The sequence below is a fragment of the Kitasatospora sp. NPDC085464 genome, assembly GCF_044541955.1.
Lineage (GTDB): Bacteria > Actinomycetota > Actinomycetes > Streptomycetales > Streptomycetaceae > Kitasatospora.
In genome coordinates, this window is record NZ_JBITTM010000078.1 from 1 (window position 1) to 18,624 (window position 18,624).

Below are 18,624 nucleotides of genomic sequence, written 5' to 3' on the forward strand. Positions count from 1 at the left end.
TCCGCCGGACGGGCGTAGGCCACCCGGCCCACGCCCGACAGCAAGATCAACACCTAGTCCAACCGGGTGTCGTACACCTAGATCGTGATAGTCCCTGATGGCCGGCCCGGCCACTCGATGAGGTGTGCGGTGATCCCGCCGACGCGGGCGGCGTGGGAGCGGAGGCCAGTGAGGAGGCGGAAAAGCCACCTCGCGCCGAGCCGGAAGCTCAGCGGCCGGGGCGGGCACGGGGGCGAGGTGCGCGAGCGCACCAGAGCACGAGGAGGTCGATCACCACGGGCGGCAGGTCGTCCAGGGCCTCGTCACGGGGAGGGTAGAAGGAGGCGGCCGCCTGGTCGAGATGGTTCTTGGCCGTGTCGTAGTGTGCCGTGGCGGTGGCGAGGGACGCGTCGTCGGGGAAGGACTGCCCGGCGAGCTTGAGGTCCGGGTTGGCGGCCGCGACAGTGTGTGCCTGCTCGGCCTCCGCCTTGTGCTGCCGGGCGGCGACGGCCGCGCGCTCCAACTCGGCGGCCTTGGGCTGGTGTTCCGTGAGAGTCCGGTACCAGGTGTCGAGTGCGCCGTACGCGGTGGTGATCGAGTCGGAGGCGTCCCGGAGGTAGTCGGGGAGCTTGCCGAAGTTCTTGGCGAAGTTGTCGGCGGCCGGGCCGGTCCACTGGCCTTCGTGGTCGGAGATCTGCGACAGCGTGGTGTGGACGCCCGACAGGTGCTGGGCGACGCGGCGCAGGGTGGTGCTCAGGTTCGCGACGGTGGCCGGGTCGCCCGGCGTCGGGTTGACGCCGAGGCCGTTCCAGGCCGGGTTCTGGTCGGGCATCAGTGGCTCTCCGGACTGAAACCCTTGGCGATGCCCTGCTCGGTGCCGCCGTAATCCTGTTGAGTCTGGTCCAGGCCGCCTGGAGGCTCTTCACACACTCGCGGACCTTGTCGAGCCCGTACTCCCACGTGTCCTGGAAGTGTTTGCCGGCACCCTCCAGGAAGTCGTGGCCGAGCCCGTTGCGGCTCGCCCGCTTCAATGCCTGCAATCCATGGTCGAGTTCGTCGCCGCAGCCCTTGAGGTCCTTGGAGAGCTTGGCGAGGACTCAGGGCTGACCGTGAAGTCGGCCATCTGCATCCCCCGTGCGCTGATCGCTGATCACTGTGCCGGAGGAGAGGCTAACCGGAGGTTCGTGTGCGGTCCGCCCATGCATGAGTTCCTTCGGCCGCGCTGGAGGCTCAGCGATGACGTCGTGCCGGGAACAACGCGGTGAGCGCCGCGCACACGGTGGACCCGAACAGCATGCCGATCCACAGCACCCCGGAGCCGGGGCTATGCGCGACCAGCGTGCAGGCGAGGTAGCCGAGCGCGCCGCCGGCGAAGAAGAGGACGAAGGCGCGAAGCGCGGAGCGCCACCTGCGGCGGGCTGTTCCTGAGGTCACGGTAGGGATTATCCACACGAGACGGCGGGTGCCGACGGCGGTGCCCGATTCGCCGTCCCGGCGACTGCAGGATGTCAACCACCCGCTCGGTAACGGTGGATGATGGCGACGGCCATGGCGCCTTCGCCGACGCCCGACGCGACGCGCTTGATCGAGCCGGCGCGCACGTCTCCGGCCGCGAACACGCCTGGGACGCTGGTCTCCAGCAGGTGGGGGTCGCGTTCCAGGGGCCAGGAGGTCGGCCGTTCGTCGGGGCTCATGAGATCGGGACCGGTCAGGACGAAGCCGTGGTCGTCGCGGTCCACGACGTCGTCCAGCCAGCCGGTGCGGGGCCGCCCGCCGATGAAGGTGAAGACGAAGTTCGCCGGCTCCACGGTCCTGCGGCCGGTGGCGTCGTCCTGGAGCGTGATGTGCTCCAGCCGTTCCGATCCGTCCAGGGCGAGGACCCGAGTGCCGAGGCGCACCTCGATGTTCGGGGTCCGGTGGATCTCCTCGACGAGGTACCTCGACATCCCGGCCTCCAACGAGTCGCCCCGCACCAGCACGGTGACCCTCGCCGCGTACCGGGCGAAGTGGATCGCGGCCTGTCCGGCCGAGTTGGCGCCGCCGATGATGTGGACGTGGTGCGAGAGGCAGGAACTGCTCTCGGCGGTCGCGGCCCCGTAGTACAGGCCCTCGCCCTCGAACCTCTCCGCGCCCGACACCTCCAGGCGGTTGTACGAGATGCCGGTGGCCACCAGCACGGTCTCGGCGCTGATCTCCGAGCCGTCGGCCAACGTCAGGATCCGGGCGGGGTCGGCCCGGCGCAGCCCGACGACGCCCACCGGGTGGAGCAGTTCCGCACCGAACCGGGTGGCCTGGCTGACCGCGCGCCGGGCGAGGTCGGCGCCCGACAGGCCGGCGGGGAAGCCCAGGTAGTTCTCGATCAGGCTCGACGTACCGGCCTGTCCGCCGGGCGAGTCGGCGTCCAGCAGCAGGGTGGACAGGCCCTCCGAGGCCGCGTACACGCCGGCGGCGAGCCCGGCGGGGCCGGCGCCGACGATGACCGTGTCGTAGTGCGGCCGGGAGGCGGTGGTGACCAGGCCGAGGCGGTCGGCGAGCTCGGCGGTGCCCGGGGCGGAGAGCGCGGTTCCCTCGGGGAACACCACCAGCGGCAGTCGCACCTGTGGGCGTTCGGCCAGGAGCCGCCGGGCCTCCGGGTTGTTCTCCGCGTCCAGGAAGCGAAACGGTGTGCCGTTGCGGGTCAGGAAGTCCCGTACGGAGTGCGTTCCGGCGGAGACGGGGTGCCCGACGACGCGGATGCCCCGGTAGGCGGGGCGGTACGAGGCGGTCCAGTCGGAGAGCAGGTCGTCCAGCACGGGGAAGAGCCGCTCGGTGGGTGGGTCCCAGGGCTTCATCAGGTAGTAGTCGAGCCGCACCTTGTTGATGGCGGTGATCGCGGCGTCGGTCTCGGCGAACGCGGTGAGCAGTACCCGTTTGGCGTCCGGGAATCGGCTCACGGCCTCCAGGAGGAAGTCGATGCCGGTCATGTCCGGCATCCGGTGGTCGACCAGGAAGAGCGCCGGGTCCTGGGCACGCTCGTCGAGGGCGTCCAGGACGCTGAGCGCGTCGGCGGCGGAAGCGGCGCTCAGCACGCGGTAGCGGTCGGCGTACGCGGAGCGCAGATCGCGGCGGACGGCGCGGAGCACCTGGGGGTCGTCGTCCACCGCGAGGATCACCGGCTTCCGGGCCGCGTCGGTCGCGGCGGCGGTCATCCGACGGAGTCCAGGAGGAGCCGGTCGGGGAAGCACCAGACCCAGCGCTCGCCCGGCTGGTGCGAGGCGACCAGGGGGTGGCCGGTCGCCTCGTGGTGGCGGCCGGCGTGCTTGTTCGTCGAGGAGTCGCAGCAGCCGATGTGGCCGCAGGTCAGGCACCGGCGCAGGTGCACCCAGACGGCGCCGGCTTCCAGGCACTGTCGGCAGGCGGCCGGTTCGGCGGGGTCGGCTGGGGCGGAGGGCTCGTCGGCGATCGCGTCGAGGTGGGAGCAGGTGGGCATGGGGGGTCCTTTGCGGTGAGTGGCCCTCGGGGCGCGGGGAGCAGTGGTGCTCCCCGCGCCCCTGATCGGCTGCAAGGTGCCTCAGGCGAGCGTCTCGGCGAAGTGCCGGACGGCGAGGGTGGCGGCCTCGTCGACGGTGGAGTCCCGGTCGTAGAAGTCGAACTGGGTTCCCTCGGTCCAGACGAGGGTCTTCGGGCCGCCCAGGTCGGCGTGGAACTTCTCCGCGCCCTGCGGGATCGCGGCGTCATGGCTGGTGACGATCAGCGTGGGTGCCGTGATCCGTGCCGCCGCGGGGTGCGGGTCGAAGGTGAGCCAGTGCGGCCAGGACATCACCGCGAACCGGTTGTCCCAGGTCGGCACGGCTCCGCGCTGCGCGTCCAGGTAGTAGTCGAAGGGGCCGAACATGGCGGCCGAGGGGTCGGTGGTGCTCACGGCGGGGACGTAGTCCACCGGCTCGCCCAGCTCGTACCGGGACCGTGCGGCGAGCCCGAGGTCCATCTTCTGCCGGACCCCCTCCGCGCCGCCGTAGATGTCTCGGACCAGCGCGGCGTCGTGCAGCCACGGCGCGACCAGCGTCAGGCTCCGCACGCGCGGGTCGTTCGCGGTGTTGACGGCGGTGTACCCGGCCCCGGCGCAGATCCCCAGGGCGCCGATCCGGTGCGGATCGACAGCGGTGTGCCGGCCGAGGAAGGTGACGGCGCTGTGGACGTCCCGGATCTTGCGGGCCGGAGACTCCAACTGGCGGGGCCGGCCGCCGGACTCGCCGTATCCGGCCGGGTCGAAGGTCAGCGCGTGGAAGCCGGCCTCGGCCATCCGCCGGGCGTACGCGGCGGCCATCTGCTCCTTGACGGTCGTCCAGGAGCCGAGGACCACGACCGCCGGGCCGCGGCCCCGGTTGGCGGAGCGGTACAGGGTGCCGACGAGCTGGACGTCGTCGCTGTCGAAGGCGACGTGCTCGGTGTGGACGGTGTCGGTCATACCGCGGCCCCCTTGATGGCGCGCAGGATCTGCGACGGGTCGGTGAAGGACTTCCAGCGCACGATCTTCCCGTCCCTGACGGTGAGCCACTGGATGAACTCGATCTCGAACGCCATGCCGGTCTTCCTGACGGTGGACCGCTCGTGGAGCACGCCCATCGCCTGCTCGCCGTCGACGACCAGCTCGACCAGCTCCTCCTTCCCGAGCTCGACCACGCCGGCGAAGACGCCGAGGCTGTCCTTGACGGCGGCCTTGCCGCGCAGGGTGCCGATCCACGGCATCGCGTCGTTCCAGCCGGGCACCGGCGTGTAGTTGATCCACTCGACGTCGTCCGCCAGGTAGCCCAGCGCCCGCTCGAAGTCGCCGCCGGTGAGCGCGTCGAACCAGCCGGTGGCGGTCTCCCGTGTCGTACTCATCGCTTCGTCCTCTCCAGGCTGTGCCGTTCCAGGATGTGCCGGTTGCCCTCGGCCCACACGGCGGTCATCGTCAGGCCGTCGATCCGCCATCCCGCCGCCGTGCGGCGGAGCGTGAACCGGTAGTGCCCGCCCAGCGTCCACAGCGGACCGCCGAGCGCGTTGGGGAGCAGGTGCGTGGCCTGGAAGTCGGCCGTGGCGACGGCGGTGTCGCCCTCGGCCCGCACCAGGTGGTTGGTCAGCAGGTGCTGGGTGGCGGTCAGGCCGGAGAGCAGGCCGCGCCAGGCGGCGATCAGGTCCTGCGCGGCCAGCCCGGCCGGCTCGCCGCCGTCGAGGCTGCTGTAGTCGACCAGGACCTCGTCCGCGAAGACGTCCGTCCGCAGCCGGTCCCACTCGCGCTTGTCGGTGTGCCAGCACATCCGGGTGCACGTCTCGACGATGTCGAGGCGGTCGAGGAGTCCGGAGCCGGTCATGCGCCGGTCTCGCGGCCCAGGATCCAGTGCTCCTCCAGCAGGAGGGTGTGGACGTACCGGGGTTCGGCGATGCGGCCGAGGTCGGCGAGCAGCGCCTGGTACTCCGGGGTGCTGCGGGCGGTCTCGTACGCCTGCGCGTCGTCGAACCAGAGCTGGTACGCGGCGTCCAGGACCGCCTCGCCCACCCCGTAGAAGGCGTCGCGGGTGTGGTTCTGGACGTACCGGCGCAGGCCCGGGACCTTCTCGGCGAACGGAGCGTGCCGGGTGAGGCTGTCGGCCCGGAACGCGCCGAGCGGCAGGCCCTCGCGGCGCTTGACCAGGAACATCACCTTGACCGCGGGCGCCTCGCCGCCGCCGGGCACGACCACGTGTGCGTCGGTGTCCAGGACGACCGTGCGCCAGAACGCCGCCCAGCGGGGCTCGTCGAGGCGGGCGCCCTCCAGGAACTCCGGGCTCTGCAGCGAGGCGAGCTGCTCCTGCTCGTTCTCCAGCCAGATCTCGGCGACCCCGCTCCACAGCGGGTCCTCCTCGTCGCCGGGCCTGGGGACGCGGGTGTCGACGCAGTACCGCTTGATCTGCGGGATCTTCGCGGCGTACCGGACCGCGTGCTCCTCGATCCAGTAGCGCTGGAACTCCCGCTCGGACATCCCGGGCTTCGGGTGGGCCAGGATGATCTGATGGATCACTTCTCCTCCTTCGGGCAGGTGCCGGCTCGTCAGACCCGGTAGCGCTTCTTGACGTCCTCCGCGAAGCCGAGGTAGTCGCGCAGCGGCCAGACCTCCTCGAACTCCAGGTACTCGCGCATCGGCAGCCGGCCCAGCGCGGTGCGGTCGAGCTCCTCGGCGTCGGGGGAGTCGATGATCGCGATCACCCGCTTCTGCGCCGCGACCTTCCAGATGCCGACGCAGAAACCCGAGTCGATGGTGTCGACGGCGTGCTCGGCCTCCTCCTGCTCGACCTCCCACAGTTCGTCGAGCGAGATCCGGCCCTCGTGCTTCCACTTCATCTGGACGTAGAACAGCATGCTTCGCTCCTCAGCGGCGTTCGGTCAGGACGAGGGTCAGGGGGTGCTCGGCGCCCAGGCCCTTGCGGGCGATGTCGGCCGGGAGCTTGCCGTCGTGGCCGACCAGGTCGAGCCGTGCGCCGGCGCCGACCAGGATCCGGGCGCACTCCTCGTAGCCGTGCCAGAGCGCGTCGTGCAGCGGCGTGTAGCCGTTGGTGATGCCCTGGAAGTCCAGGTCGACGCCAGGCACGGCCGCCAGCAGCGCGGTGATCCCGGCGTGGCCGTTGTAGACGGCCTTGTGCAGGGGTACTGCGCCGAAGGTGGGCTCGGTGGCGTTGACGTCGGCTCCGGCGGCGAGCAGCTCGCGGGCGATCTCCTCGTGCCCGTCGCGGCAGGCCACCAGCAGCGGGGTGTGCGCGTCGTTGAAGCCGTTGACGACCGGGAAGCGGGCGTCCACCTCGGCGCCCTCGGCGAGCAGCCCGCGGACGGCGGAGAGGTCACCGGCGACGACGGCGGCCATGAGCTTCTGCTCCTCGGCCGCCTCCTGATCCGCGTGCGTGCGGGCGGTCAGCAGGCGCTCGGCCGCCAGCAGCTCGTCCTTGCCACGGGTGTTGACGTTGAGCTCGTACTCGAAGTGCTCGCGCATCGAGAAGCCGTAGTGCGTCGACAGGTTGAGCCCTGCCTGGTGCGCCAGCAGGACGGCCGTCACGGCAGGCCACTTGTACCAGAGGGCGTCCATCAGCGGGGTGTGCCCGGTGGTGGCCGCGACGGCGTCGACGAACGCGCCCGCCTCCAACAGCACGCGGACCGTCTCCGGGTCGCCGCCCTGGACGGCCTTGTGCAGCGCGGTGCCGCCGCCGCGCGAGTCCGCGGTGTAGAGGTCGGCTCCGGCCTCCAGCAACTGCCGGACCAGCGCGGCGTTCCCGCGGCCCGCGGCGATCATCAGGGCGGTCAGCCCGCTCCGCGCGTCGCGGATGCCCGGGTCGGCGCCGGCCGCCAGCGAGCGCCCCACGACGCCGGCGTCACCCCGGTGCACGGCCGTGAGGAATTCCTCGGACGGATTTCTCGTCATTCTTGTAATCGCCTGCCTTCTTCTCCAACGAATCGGCGACCGGGAGATTATCCAGGGTGGGGCGGGTCCATGCGGCGACCTGACAAACTCTGCCCCCGGGGTCGCTTCTTGACGCCGCCCGAACGTGACCTCACCAACTCGCGGCGACCTCACAAACTGGATGCGGGCCCTTTGACAGGCACGCCCCCCACCTTCAGTCTCAATGTCGGAAACCGCCGGTGAAGGAGGACGGGGAAATGCCCAAGCACATTCTGATAGTTCTCTCGGAATACGGTTACTGGGCCGAGGAACTGGTCGGCCCGCTCAGCGAGTTCGACCAGCGCGGCTACCGCGTCACGTTCGCGACCCCCAACGGCAAAAGGGCCCGCGCACTGCCGCCGAGCCTCGACGAGGAGTACGTCGACCCGCCGCTCGGCCGCTCGGTGACCACCGCCGAGGTGGCCGCCCTGGGCCGCGCCGTGGACAGCGGCAACCGGCTCGACGACCCGCTCGACCTCAGCGCCTGGATCCCCGAGCGGCCCTACACCAGCTCGCCGGACCACCTGCGCAAGCTGGAGGAGTACCACCACACGCTGGAGCGGATCGACGCCAACCTGCGGACCTACGACGCCCTGCTGATCGTCGGCGGCAGCGGCCCGATCGTCGACCTGGCGAACAACGAGCGGGTGCACGACCTGATCCTGGCCTTCCTGCGGGCCGGCAAGCCGATCGGCGCCGAGTGCTACGGGGTCGCCTGCCTCGCCTTCGCCCGTGACTGGGGCGACCGGAAGAGCATCATCCGGGGCAAGCACGTGACCGGCCACTGCAAGGAGTACGACTACAAGGACGGCACCGGCTTCCTCGGCACCGACTTCGTGATGGGCCCACCGCCGTACCCGCTGGAGTACATCCTGCGCGACGCCACCGGGCCCGACGGCGCCTACCACGGGAATTTCGGAAAGCCGCTGTCGGTCATCGTCGACTACCCGTTCGTGACCGGCCGCTCGACCCCGGACTCCTTCCTCACCGGCCGGAAGATGGTCGAAATGCTGGAGAACGGGCTCACCCGGTTCGGCTGGTAGGCAATCCGATGGCCGAGAAAGGACAGGAGTGATTCGGTGACGGGAAAGACGGGAAACGTCAAACTCATCGAGCAGTTCCAGGCCGACGGTATCCATCTGATGTTCGGGAACCCCGGAACGGTCGAGCAGGGATTCCTGGACGCGGCGGACCACGCCGAGGGGTTCCGGTACGTGCTGGCGCTGCAGGAGACCGTGGCGGCGGGCATCGCCGACGGCTACGCCCGGGCGACCGGCGGGCCGGCGTTGCTGCAGCTGCACTCGGGCGTGGGCCTCGGCAACGGGATCGGCATGCTCTACCAGTCGCTGCGGGGGCACACCCCGCTGGTCGTCATCGCCGGCGACGCCGGGGTGCGCTACGACGCCATGGACGCGCAGATGGCGGCCGACCTGGTCGCCATGGCGCGGCCGGTGACGAAGTACGCGACCCGGGTCACCGATCCCCGTTCGCTGCTGCGGGTGGTCCGCCGTGCGGTGAAGACCGCGATGACCGAGCCGCGCGGCCCGGTGTTCGTGGCCGTGCCGATGGACGTCCTCGACGAGCTCAACGACGAGCCCGTCCTGCCCACGACGCTGCCGCTCACCGCCTCCGCCCCGCCGGCGGAGGCGGTGGCCCGCGCCGCCGGGCTGCTCGCGGGCGCCGAACGGCCGCTGATCCTCGTCGGCGACGGCGTGTCGGTCGCCGGGGCGCAGACGGAGCTGGTGAGGGTTGCCGAGACCCTCGGTGCGGACGTCTGGTCCGTCGACTCCTCCGAGGTCAACATGCCGGCCTCGCACCCCCTTTCGCGGGGCCAGAGCGGCCACATGTTCGGCGAGCGCAGCGCGGGAGCGGTCGCGGCGGCGGACGCGGTGCTGATCGTCGGCACGTACGTCTTCCCCGAGGTCTTCCCGGTGCTCACCAACCCGTTCCGGGCTGAGGCGCGAGTCGTGCACATCGACCTCGACGCGTACGAGATCGCCAAGAACCACCCCGTGGACCTCGGTCTGGTGGCCGACCCGAAGCCGAGCCTGGCCGCCCTCGCTGCCGAGTTGTCGGCACGCATGACGCTACGCCGGAAGCGCGCGGCCGCAGCGCGGCTGGCCGCCTGCAGGGCCGAACGGCGGCCGGTCGCGCCCGGGGACACGGCGCTGGATCGGTTCGTCCAGGAGCTCGCCCGGCAGACCGGCGGCGACCTGATCGTCTTCGACGAGGCGCTCACCTCCTCCCCGGCCGTGGTCCGACACCTGCCGCCGGACCGGCCCGGCGACTACTTCCTGACCCGGGGCGGCTCGCTCGGAGTCGGCATCCCCGGAGCGATCGGTGCCAAGCTGGCCCACCCCGACCGTACGGTGGTCGGCTTCACCGGCGACGGCGGCGCGATGTACACCTACCAGGCGCTGTGGACCGCGGCCCGGTACGGCATCGCCGCCAAATTCGTGGTCTGCAACAACCGCAAGTACCGGCTGCTGGACGACAACATCGCCCAGTACTGGAAGGAGCGGACGATCCCCGCGCACGAGTTTCCCGCCTCCTTCGACCTCTCCCGCCCGGACATCCGCTTCGCCGAGCTGGCCCGCGCCCTGGGCGCCGACGGCATCCGCGTGGAGAAACCGGAGGAGGCCGCGGCCGCCGTCGAGCGGATGCTCGCCGCCACCGGGCCGTTCCTGGTCGACCTCCAGGTCTGACGACACCCAAGGAGTCTTCGCGATGCCGGAGCCCGCCTCCGCAGGGCCCCTCCTCACCGAGCGGGCCGTCCGCACCCTCGTCGAGCAGTGGTACGCCGCCCTGGACCGGCACGGTGACCCCGACGAGGTGAAGCGGTTCCTGGTCGACGACGGCCTCGAACTGCGCTTTCCCGAAGGCGTCTTCCGCGGCCACGCGGGTTTCGCCGACTGGTACCAGGCCGCCGTCCACCGGTTCTTCGACGAGGAGCACACCGTGCTCCGGGTCCGCGCCGCCATCGACGGCGCCGAGGCCGAGGTCCGCGTCAACGTCAACTGGCAGGCCAGGGCCTGGCGGGCCCCGGCCGCCGACAGCCAGTGGCTGGGCTTCGACGCCGACCAGACCTGGATCGTGGTGGCCGGCGAGGACGGCCGCACGCCGCTGATCAAGACCTACACCTGCAACGCGCTGGAGCCCATGCCCGGCTCCGCCGCCCTGTGACCGGGAGGGGACGATGAACGCCCGAGAGGTGCTGGCCGACTACTACGTCCACGCCAACGAAGGCGACTGGGACAGCTGGTGCGACCTCTTCGCCGAGGACATGGTGATGGACGAACAGCTCGCCGGCCGGATCGAGGGTCGCGACAGGCTCCGCGCGATGATGCGGGGCATGGGGGCGATGTACGCCTCCTTCGAGAACGTCCCCCGCTACTTCCTGGTCGACGCCGGCGGCGAGGAGGCGGCCGTGGTGTCCCACATCTCGGCCCGAAGCTCCTCCGGCAGGCCGATCGAGGCGGACGTCATGAACTACTTCCGCATCCGCGACGGCCGGATCACCTATATGTCGAACCACCACGACACCCTGCCGTTCCAGGTGCTGTCCCAGAGCTCGGGACTGTGATGAGGGAGGAGTTCGACTACGTCGTCGTCGGCGCGGGCACGGCCGGCAGCGTTCTGGCCCACCGCCTCACCGAGGACCCGGACGTGCGGGTGCTGGTCCTGGAAGCCGGTGCCGCCCGCGTCCCGGCCGAGGTGGACGACCCCACCGCCTGGATGCGGCTGCTCGGCAGTCGCATCGACTGGGGCTACCGGAGCATCCCACAGCCGGGCCTGGACGGCCGGGCCACCCGCGAACCGCGCGGCCGAGGCCCCGGCGGCAGCAGCAACCTCAACCTGATGATGCACGTCCGCGGCCACCCGGCGGACTTCGACCACTGGGCCTACCAGGGGGCGGCAGGCTGGTCGTACCGCGACGTCCGGCCCTACTTCGACCGGACGGAAGCCGACCGGCCGCTCGCCCACGCCGGCCTCGACGCGGCCAACCCGGCCTCCCGGGCCTTCGTCGACGCCTGCGTCGAGCTCGGCTACCCGCGGCTCGCGGACTTCGCCGACGGACCGAGGCACGGAGCCGCCTGGCACCGCCTGGACATCGCCGGCGGCCGGCGCCGGGGTGCGCTCGCCGGGTACCTCGAACCCGCCCTCGGGCGGTCCAACCTGACGCTGCGCACCAGCGCCCAGGCGCTGCGGCTGGTGCTGACCGGAGGCCGCTGCGTCGGCGTCGAGTACCTCCAGCGCCCGGAGCCGGCCGGCCTCGACGGGCGCGCGGTGCGCGACGTGCACGGCGAGGAGCCCTGCGTCGGCATCCACCAGGCGTACGCGGCCGCCGAGGTGATCCTCACCGCCGGCGCGATCGAGTCGCCGAAGCTGCTGCTGCTCTCCGGCATCGGGAACCCCGACCACCTGCGGAACCTCGGCATCACCGTCCACGCCACGCTGCCCGGGGTCGGGGAGAACTTCCACAACCACGTGCTGACCGCAGTGATGTCCGAGGCGCGCACCCCCGTTCCGCCCGCGGGGCAGAACCTGTCGGAGGCGGCCCTGTTCCTCGCCTCCGAACCGGGACTCATCGTGCCCGACCTCCAACTCGCCTTCGTGCACGTTCCGTTCGATCCGGCGGTGAGTCGTGAACACCCGGACACGGTGAGCGTTCTGCCCGGCGTCGTGCGGCCCGCCTCCCGCGGCTGGGTCAGGCTGGCCGGGGCCGACGCGCTCGCCCGGCCGCTGGTCAACCCCAACTACCTCGGCGACCGCTCCGACCTGGAGCGGCTCGTCCAGGGCGTCAAGCTTGCCAGGGAGATCATCGGCACCTCCGCCTTCTCGCCCTGGCACAAGCAGGAGCTGTGGCCCGGGCCCGCCGTCCGCGGCGACGAGCAACTGCGCGCCTTCGTCCGACGCGCCGCCGACAGCTACCACCACCAGGCCGGCTCCTGCCGGATGGGCACCGACGACCTGTCGGTGGTGGATCCGCGCCTGCGCGTCCACGGGATGAGCGGGCTGCGCGTCGCGGACGCCGCCGTGATGCCCACCGTGCCCTCCGCGAACCCCCATGCCGCCGTCGTGATGATCGCCGAACGGGCGGCCGACCTGATCAGGGAAGGGACCCATGGCTGACATCGCCGTCCGGGAAGGGCAGCTGACCGGCACCCGTGTCGCGGTGCTGGTGGAGAGCGACTACTACGAACCGGAGATCACCTACTACCGGCACCGCTTCGCCGAGGAGGGGGCCGGGGTCGACCTCCTCAGCCGCCTCTGGGGCAAGAGCGAACTCACCTTCACCGGCCACGAGTTCCGTGCCCCGCTCACCGTCACCCGCAGCCTTGAGGACGCCGACCCGCGCCGGTACGGCGCGATCATCGTGCCCTCCGGCATGGTGGCCGACCGGCTGCGCTACAGCGAGGACGTCAACCGGCTGGCCCCCGCCACCCGCCTGCTGCGCTGGGCGCTCTCCGAACCGGGAGTGGTCAAGGGCATCATCTGCCACGGCATGTGGCTGGCCTCCGCCATCCCGCAGACCGTCAGGGGCCGCAAGGTCGTCTGCCACAACAACCTGATCGGCGACGTGCGGAACATGGGCGCCGAGTACGTCGACCAGGACGTCGTGATCGACGGCGATCTGGTCACCGCGCGCACCGGCGAGCACCACCACCTCCTCGCCAGGACCGTCATCGACCTGCTCGCCGACCGGAGGAGCCGGTGATGCGCTGGGCCCACGTCGGCCTCAACTGCCGCGACCAGCGTGTGACCGAGGAGTTCTACACCCGCTGGTTCGGCTTTCACCGGGCTCGGACCGTGCAGGTCGGCGACGGCGAGATCCTCTTCCTGCGCAACGGCGAGGCCTACCTCGAACTCTTCCCGGCCACGGACGGGCCGGCCGCCCCGAACGCCACGGCCGACGGCCCGGCACAGCCGGGCGCGGTGCGCCACATCGCCTTCCGGACCGAGAGCGTCGACGCCCTGCTCGCCGCGATGGGCGACGCCGCCGAAGTCACCCTCGGCCCGCTGGACTTCGACGAGGTTTTGAACGGCTGGCGGACGATGTGGCTGCGGGACCCGGACGGCGTGGTCGTCGAGGTCAGCCAGGGCTACCGCGACCAGGACGTCATCGAGACCACCGAAAGGGAGATCCATGTCTGACACGGTGAACTTCACGTTCTCCGACACCATCGCGGGCTACGTCACCGCCCACCACCGCGACGCCAGGCGCTTCACCCTCCGCACCACCGACGGCCGGGAGTTCGAGATCTCCACCGTCGGTGAGGTCTCCGCGGAACTGCTGCGCAACCTGGACGAGCCGTACGCCGACGCCGGCGGCCGCCTCGACACGATGCTGGAGCCCGGGCGCTACCTCCACGCCCACGTCGTCTTCTACCCGGAGGGCGGCACGACGCGGATCGAGGCCAAGCGCCTGCTGTTCCCCGGCCGCCGCCCCGGGGCGTACCGCTTCGAGGAGACCGACTGGTGGATCCGCCAGCTGGAGTCCATCGCCGGCTTCTACCGTCGCGCCCAGTTCGGCGACGGTCCGGTCGACTTCACCGGCTACCGCACCCAGCTGCGCTTGGGCGGTGACAAGACCGCCGGCCACGTCCAGGAGACCGACACCATCTCCCGCCTGGTGTACGGCATGGCCTCAGCCTTCATGCTCACCGGCGACGACGAGTACCTGGAGGTCGCCGAACGCGGCACCGAGTACCTGCGCGAGCACATGCGCGTGGTGGACCCGGAGGAGGACGTCGTCTACTGGTACCACGGGCTCAGCGTGGACGGGGACACCGAGAAGAAGCTCTTCACCTCGGAGTTCTCCGACGACTACGACGCCATCCCGATGTACGAGCAGATCTACGCGCTGGCCGGACCGGTCCAGACCTACCGGGTCACCGGAGACCCGCGGATCAAGAGTGACGCCGACGCCACCCTGCGGCTGTTCGAGAAGTTCTTCCTCGACCGCGAGCAGGGCGGCTACTACTCGCACATCGACCCGATCCTGTTCCGCGCCGACCACGAATCGCTCGGGCCCAACAAGGCGCGCAAGAACTGGAACTCCGTCGGCGACCACGCCCCCGCGTACCTGATCAACCTCTACCTCGCCACCGGTGACGAGACCTACGCCCGGATGCTGGAGTACACCTTCGACACCATCGTCGAACACTTTCCCGCCGACAAGCACAGCCCGGACCGCAAGAACAGCCCGTTCGTCCAGGAGCGCTTCCACCGCGACTGGTCCCACGACACCACCCACGGCTGGCAGCAGGACCGCGCGGTGGTCGGCCACAACCTGAAGATCGCCTGGAACCTGATGCGCATGCACGCGCTGCGCCCCAAGCGGGAGTACCTGGCGACGGCCACCGAGATCGGCGAGCTGATGCCCGCAGTCGGCAGCGACCGCCAGCGCGGCGGCTGGTACGACGTGGTCGAGCGCGTCCTCGCCGACGGGCAGGAACACCACCGCTTCGCCTGGCACGACCGCAAGGCCTGGTGGCAGCAGGAGCAGGCGATCCTCGCCTACCTGATCCTCCACGGCGTCACCGGCGAGGGGCGGTTCCTGCGCGACGCCCGCCACGCCGAGGCCTTCTACAACGCCTACTTCCTGGACCACGACGAGGGCGCCGTCTACTTCAACGTGCTCGCCAGCGGCACGCCCTACCTGCTCGGTACCGAGCGGCTCAAGGGCAGTCACTCGATGAGCATGTACCACTCGGCCGAGCTGTGCTACCTCGCCGCGGTCTACAACAACCTGCTGATCGGCGGCCGGGGCATGGACTTCTGGTTCAAGCCCGATCCGGCCGGCCTCCCGGACGGGCTGCTACGGGTCTCGCCCGACCTGCTGCCGGTCGGCTCGGTGCGGATCGCCGAGGTGGAGCTCGACGGCGTGCCGTACGCCGACTACGACCCCGACGCGCTCGCCGTTCGCCTGCCGTCCGGCCGGGGCCGGGTGAAGGTCCGGGTCCGCCTCGAACCGGTGGGGAAGGCGTCATGACCGTCTCGGTCCGCTCCCGGGAGCAGGACGGCGTCACCGTCGTGGAGCTCGAAGGGGAGATCACCAGCGTGACCTCGGCCGAACTCCAGGCCGACATCCTGCCGTTGATCGGCGGTACTGCGACCACCGTCATCGACCTCAGCGGGGTGCCGTACATCTCCAGCGCGGGACTGCGCACCCTCCTGCTGGTGCACCGGCAGGCGCTGCGCCGGCAGACCGTCACGGTCCTGGTCGGGCTGGCGGAGGAGGTGCGGTTCGTGATGGCCTCCACGGGCTTCCTCGACTTCTTCGACGTCCGGGAGAACGCGTCGGCCTTCCTCGGACCGGTCGGCGAATGAGTACCGCCGACCGCATCGACGCCTACCCGACCCGGACCATCGCCGGCTACGGTGTGCGGTCCGGCCGCCCGCTGCCCTTCGGAGCCACGACGGTGCCGGGCGGCGTCAACTTCTCGGTCTACTCGGACCGGGCCACCCGGATGTGGCTGGTGCTGTTCGAGGCGGGCGCCCCGCGGCCACTGGCCGAACTGGAGTTCCCCGCCGAGTTCCGCACCGGCAGCGTCTTCGCGATGACCGTCTTCGGCCTGGACGAGGAGGACCTGGAGTACGGCTTCCGCGCCGAGGGCCCCTTCGCCCCTGAGCACGGCGACCGCTTCGACGCGGGCCGGGTGCTCACCGATCCGTACGCGCGGATGATCTCCGGTCGGGACGTCTGGGGCAGTCCACCGGACCGCGACCGCCCCTGCCCGTACCGTTCCCGGCTGGTGCGGGACGACTTCGACTGGGGCGACGACGCGCCGCCGCGCATCCCCACCGAGGACCTGGTCGTCTACGAGCTGCACGTACGCGGCTTCACCCGCCACCCGTCCTCCGGGGTCTCCGCCCCCGGCACCTTCGCCGGGCTGCGGGAGAAGATCCCCTACCTGGAGGAACTCGGCGTCAACTGCGTCGAGTTGATGCCAGTCTTCGAGTTCGACGAACACGGCAACCCGCGCCGCGATCCGGCGACCGGTGCCCCGCTGGCGGACTACTGGGGCTACAACACCGTCGGCTTCTTCGCGCCCAAGGCCGGCTACGCGGCCACCGGACGCTTCGGCATGCAGGCCGACGAGTTCAAGGCACTGGTCAAGGACCTGCACGCGGCCGGCATCGAGGTGATCCTCGACGTGGTCTTCAACCACACCGCCGAGGGCAACGAACAGGGCCCGACGATCTCCTTCCGGGGCCTCGACAACGCGACCTACTACATGCTGACGCCGGAGGGTCACTACTACAACTTCAGCGGCACCGGGAACACCGTCAACTGCAACCACCCCGTGGTGCGCGACTTCATCCTCGACTGCCTGCGCCACTGGGTGTCCGAGTACCACGTCGACGGCTTCCGCTTCGACCTCGCGGCCATCCTCGACCGAGCGCCGGACGGCACCCCGCTGGCCAATCCGCCGCTGGTGGAGCAGCTCGCGCACGACCCGGTGCTGCGGCACTGCAAGCTGATCGCCGAGGCCTGGGACGCCGCCGGCCTGTACGAGGTCGGCAGCTTCCCCGACTACGGGCGCTGGGCCGAATGGAACGGGAAGTACCGCGACACCGTGCGCCGGTTTCTCAAGGGGGACGAGGGCACCGTCGGCGAACTGGCCACCCGCCTGGTCGGCTCGCCCGATCTCTACAGCGGCCGCGGCACCGCCGCCTCGGTCAACTTCGTCACCGCCCACGACGGCTTCACCCTGCACGACCTGGTCTCGTACGACGACAAGCACAACGAGGCCAACGGCGAGGGCAACGCGGACGGCGCGAACGACAACCACAGCTGGAACTGCGGCACCGAGGGCCCGACCGACGACCGGGAGATCCTCCGGCTGCGCGGGCGGCAGATGAAGAACGCCCTGGCGATCCTGCTCACCAGCCAGGGCGTGCCGATGCTGCTGGCCGGCGACGAACTGGCCCGAACGCAGGCCGGCAACAACAACACCTACTGCCAGGACAGCGAACTGTCGTGGCTGGACTGGGGATTGCTGGAGGCCAACGCCGAGCTGCACCGCTTCGTCCGTGGCCTGATCGCCTTCCGGCGCGCCCACCCGCTGCTGCGCGGCGCCGACCACCCGGGCGGCGAGGTCAGCTGGCACGGCGTCCGGGCCGGGGAGCCCGACTGGTCCCGGACCAGCCGGCTGCTGGCGGTGCTGCGCGGCGGCGACGAGCAGATCTACGTCGTCATGAACGCCCACTGGGAACCGCACGACCTCGAACTGCCGTGGCCGCGCCCCGGCACGGCCTGGCACCTGGTGGCCGACACCGCCGCCGACAGCCCGCACGACCTCCACCTGCCGGGTACGGAACCGCTGTTGGAGAACGCGGGCCGTTACCGGATCACCCCGCGCTCCACGGTGATCCTGCTCGCCCGCTGACACCCGAACGCCGACGCCGTCCCAACGACGCCGGCACACCCGAACGAACCGGAGATACCGTCCATGGCCCTCACCGTCTCGGTCACCACCTCCACCGACACCGCCACCATCAGCCTCGTCGGCGAGTTGGACGCGGCAAGCGCGCCCGCCTTCCACGACACCATCGAGCAGGCCGCGGCCGCCGGGGTCACCCATGTCCTCATCGAGGCGAACCGCTTGACCTACATGGCCAGCGCCGGCCTGCGCTCCCTGGTGTTCGCCCGCCAGAAGATGGGCGACGACGTCAGCATCACCGTGTCCGGCGCCAGCGCACCGGTGGCCCGGACCATCCGGCAGGCCGGCTTCGACCGCAGTGTCACGCTCGTCGACGAGTGAGACCGGAGAGACTCCCGCAGATGGACGCCCTGCGCATCGTCGCGACGCTGACCTCCCTGGATGAGGTCGCACGCTTCTGCCATGAGCTCGCCGAGCGGGCGGGGCTCGCCCCCGAGGCGGCCTACCGGCTCCGGCTCGCCACCGACGAGCTCGCGACCAACGTGGTGGTGCACGGCTACCGCGGCGGCGAGGGGGAGTTACGGCTCGCGGGCGGGATGGACGAGGACACCGTCTGGATCCGCCTGGAGGACGACGCCCCGCCCTTCGATCCCGCCGCTGGGTGCAGACCCCCCACGCGCGGCGTTCCGCTGTCGCAGCGGCCGATCGGCGGACTGGGTATCCACCTCGCCCTCACCGCCGTGGACGACTTCAGTCACCGCTACGCCGACGGCCACAACCGCAGCACCCTCGTGATGCGGCGACAGCGAACCTCATGAGGAGCCCCCC

Annotated in this window: 22 protein-coding genes; 12 read left to right on the plus strand and 10 right to left on the minus strand. The window is 70.9% G+C overall.

The features are described 5' to 3' along the window. Positions 1-208: 208 nt before the first annotated feature. The 10 genes from ACIGG8_RS40215 to ACIGG8_RS40260 form a co-directional block, all read right to left on the minus strand. Positions 209-811 (minus strand): WXG100 family type VII secretion target, encoded by a 603-nt coding sequence (locus tag ACIGG8_RS40215; RefSeq protein WP_396553525.1) that lies wholly within the window; start codon positions 809-811, stop codon positions 209-211. 398 nt (positions 812-1,209) lie between these two features. Then, positions 1,210-1,413 carry a hypothetical protein gene (locus ACIGG8_RS40220; RefSeq protein WP_396553526.1) on the minus strand — a complete coding sequence of 68 codons (204 nt, stop codon included), beginning with the start codon at positions 1,411-1,413 and terminating at the stop codon, positions 1,210-1,212. Positions 1,414-1,487: 74 nt separating this feature from the next. Then, positions 1,488-3,167 carry an FAD-dependent oxidoreductase gene (locus ACIGG8_RS40225; RefSeq protein WP_396553527.1) on the minus strand — a complete coding sequence of 560 codons (1,680 nt, stop codon included), beginning with the start codon at positions 3,165-3,167 and terminating at the stop codon, positions 1,488-1,490. Continuing rightward, the gene (locus tag ACIGG8_RS40230) at positions 3,164-3,448 is read right to left on the minus strand and encodes a UBP-type zinc finger domain-containing protein (RefSeq protein ID WP_396553528.1); all 285 of its coding nucleotides are present in this window, start codon (positions 3,446-3,448) and stop codon (positions 3,164-3,166) included. Before ACIGG8_RS40230 ends, ACIGG8_RS40225 begins: the two co-directional genes overlap by 4 nt. Before the next feature lie 81 nt (positions 3,449-3,529). Then, entirely contained in the window at positions 3,530-4,426 is an 897-nt protein-coding gene (locus ACIGG8_RS40235; RefSeq protein WP_396553529.1) for an alpha/beta hydrolase, read from the minus strand. Next, positions 4,423-4,842 carry a nuclear transport factor 2 family protein gene (locus tag ACIGG8_RS40240; RefSeq protein WP_396553530.1) on the minus strand — a complete coding sequence of 140 codons (420 nt, stop codon included), beginning with the start codon at positions 4,840-4,842 and terminating at the stop codon, positions 4,423-4,425. Before ACIGG8_RS40240 ends, ACIGG8_RS40235 begins: the two co-directional genes overlap by 4 nt. Further along, entirely contained in the window at positions 4,839-5,312 is a 474-nt protein-coding gene (locus ACIGG8_RS40245) for a nuclear transport factor 2 family protein (protein ID WP_396553531.1), read from the minus strand. The genes ACIGG8_RS40240 and ACIGG8_RS40245 overlap by 4 nt, the downstream gene beginning before the upstream one ends. Next, positions 5,309-5,998 (minus strand): EthD family reductase, encoded by a 690-nt coding sequence (locus ACIGG8_RS40250; protein ID WP_396553532.1) that lies wholly within the window; start codon positions 5,996-5,998, stop codon positions 5,309-5,311. Before ACIGG8_RS40250 ends, ACIGG8_RS40245 begins: the two co-directional genes overlap by 4 nt. Before the next feature lie 29 nt (positions 5,999-6,027). Next, a complete protein-coding gene (locus tag ACIGG8_RS40255) occupies positions 6,028-6,336 on the minus strand; it encodes a muconolactone Delta-isomerase family protein (protein ID WP_396553533.1) in 309 nt (102 codons plus the stop codon). Between the two features lie 10 nt (positions 6,337-6,346). Continuing rightward, the gene (locus tag ACIGG8_RS40260) at positions 6,347-7,387 is read right to left on the minus strand and encodes an ankyrin repeat domain-containing protein (protein ID WP_396553534.1); all 1,041 of its coding nucleotides are present in this window, start codon (positions 7,385-7,387) and stop codon (positions 6,347-6,349) included. Between the two features lie 236 nt (positions 7,388-7,623). Between ACIGG8_RS40260 and ACIGG8_RS40265 the strand changes: the two genes are divergently transcribed. The 12 genes from ACIGG8_RS40265 to ACIGG8_RS40320 all read left to right on the plus strand — a co-directional run bounded on the left by ACIGG8_RS40265 (position 7,624) and on the right by ACIGG8_RS40320 (position 18,614). Continuing rightward, complete coding sequence (locus ACIGG8_RS40265) at positions 7,624-8,448, plus strand: type 1 glutamine amidotransferase domain-containing protein (protein WP_396553535.1); 825 nt, start codon at positions 7,624-7,626, stop codon at positions 8,446-8,448. Between the two features lie 36 nt (positions 8,449-8,484). Beyond that, positions 8,485-10,110, plus strand: coding sequence for a thiamine pyrophosphate-binding protein (locus ACIGG8_RS40270; RefSeq protein ID WP_396553536.1), 1,626 nt, complete (start codon positions 8,485-8,487; stop codon positions 10,108-10,110). Between the two features lie 22 nt (positions 10,111-10,132). Beyond that, positions 10,133-10,588 (plus strand): nuclear transport factor 2 family protein, encoded by a 456-nt coding sequence (locus tag ACIGG8_RS40275; RefSeq protein ID WP_396553537.1) that lies wholly within the window; start codon positions 10,133-10,135, stop codon positions 10,586-10,588. Positions 10,589-10,601: 13 nt separating this feature from the next. Further along, on the plus strand, positions 10,602-10,988 hold the full coding sequence (locus tag ACIGG8_RS40280; protein WP_396553538.1) for a nuclear transport factor 2 family protein: 387 nt from the start codon (positions 10,602-10,604) through the stop codon (positions 10,986-10,988). Beyond that, a complete protein-coding gene (locus ACIGG8_RS40285) occupies positions 10,988-12,538 on the plus strand; it encodes a GMC family oxidoreductase (RefSeq protein ID WP_396553539.1) in 1,551 nt (516 codons plus the stop codon). Before ACIGG8_RS40280 ends, ACIGG8_RS40285 begins: the two co-directional genes overlap by 1 nt. After that, a complete protein-coding gene (locus ACIGG8_RS40290; protein WP_396553540.1) occupies positions 12,531-13,124 on the plus strand; it encodes a DJ-1/PfpI family protein in 594 nt (197 codons plus the stop codon). The genes ACIGG8_RS40285 and ACIGG8_RS40290 overlap by 8 nt, the downstream gene beginning before the upstream one ends. Then, positions 13,124-13,561: a VOC family protein gene (locus ACIGG8_RS40295; RefSeq protein ID WP_396553541.1), complete on the plus strand. Its 438-nt coding sequence runs from the start codon at positions 13,124-13,126 to the stop codon at positions 13,559-13,561. Before ACIGG8_RS40290 ends, ACIGG8_RS40295 begins: the two co-directional genes overlap by 1 nt. Beyond that, positions 13,554-15,401 carry an AGE family epimerase/isomerase gene (locus ACIGG8_RS40300; RefSeq protein ID WP_396553542.1) on the plus strand — a complete coding sequence of 616 codons (1,848 nt, stop codon included), beginning with the start codon at positions 13,554-13,556 and terminating at the stop codon, positions 15,399-15,401. The genes ACIGG8_RS40295 and ACIGG8_RS40300 overlap by 8 nt, the downstream gene beginning before the upstream one ends. Further along, positions 15,398-15,739: an STAS domain-containing protein gene (locus ACIGG8_RS40305; protein WP_396553543.1), complete on the plus strand. Its 342-nt coding sequence runs from the start codon at positions 15,398-15,400 to the stop codon at positions 15,737-15,739. Before ACIGG8_RS40300 ends, ACIGG8_RS40305 begins: the two co-directional genes overlap by 4 nt. Beyond that, positions 15,736-17,802, plus strand: coding sequence for a glycogen debranching protein GlgX (gene glgX, locus ACIGG8_RS40310; protein WP_396553544.1), 2,067 nt, complete (start codon positions 15,736-15,738; stop codon positions 17,800-17,802). Before ACIGG8_RS40305 ends, glgX begins: the two co-directional genes overlap by 4 nt. 63 nt (positions 17,803-17,865) lie before the next feature. Beyond that, the gene (locus ACIGG8_RS40315) at positions 17,866-18,177 is read left to right on the plus strand and encodes an STAS domain-containing protein (protein WP_396553545.1); all 312 of its coding nucleotides are present in this window, start codon (positions 17,866-17,868) and stop codon (positions 18,175-18,177) included. A gap of 20 nt (positions 18,178-18,197) precedes the next feature. Then, positions 18,198-18,614: an ATP-binding protein gene (locus ACIGG8_RS40320; RefSeq protein WP_396553546.1), complete on the plus strand. Its 417-nt coding sequence runs from the start codon at positions 18,198-18,200 to the stop codon at positions 18,612-18,614. The last annotated feature ends 10 nt before the right edge of the window (positions 18,615-18,624 follow it).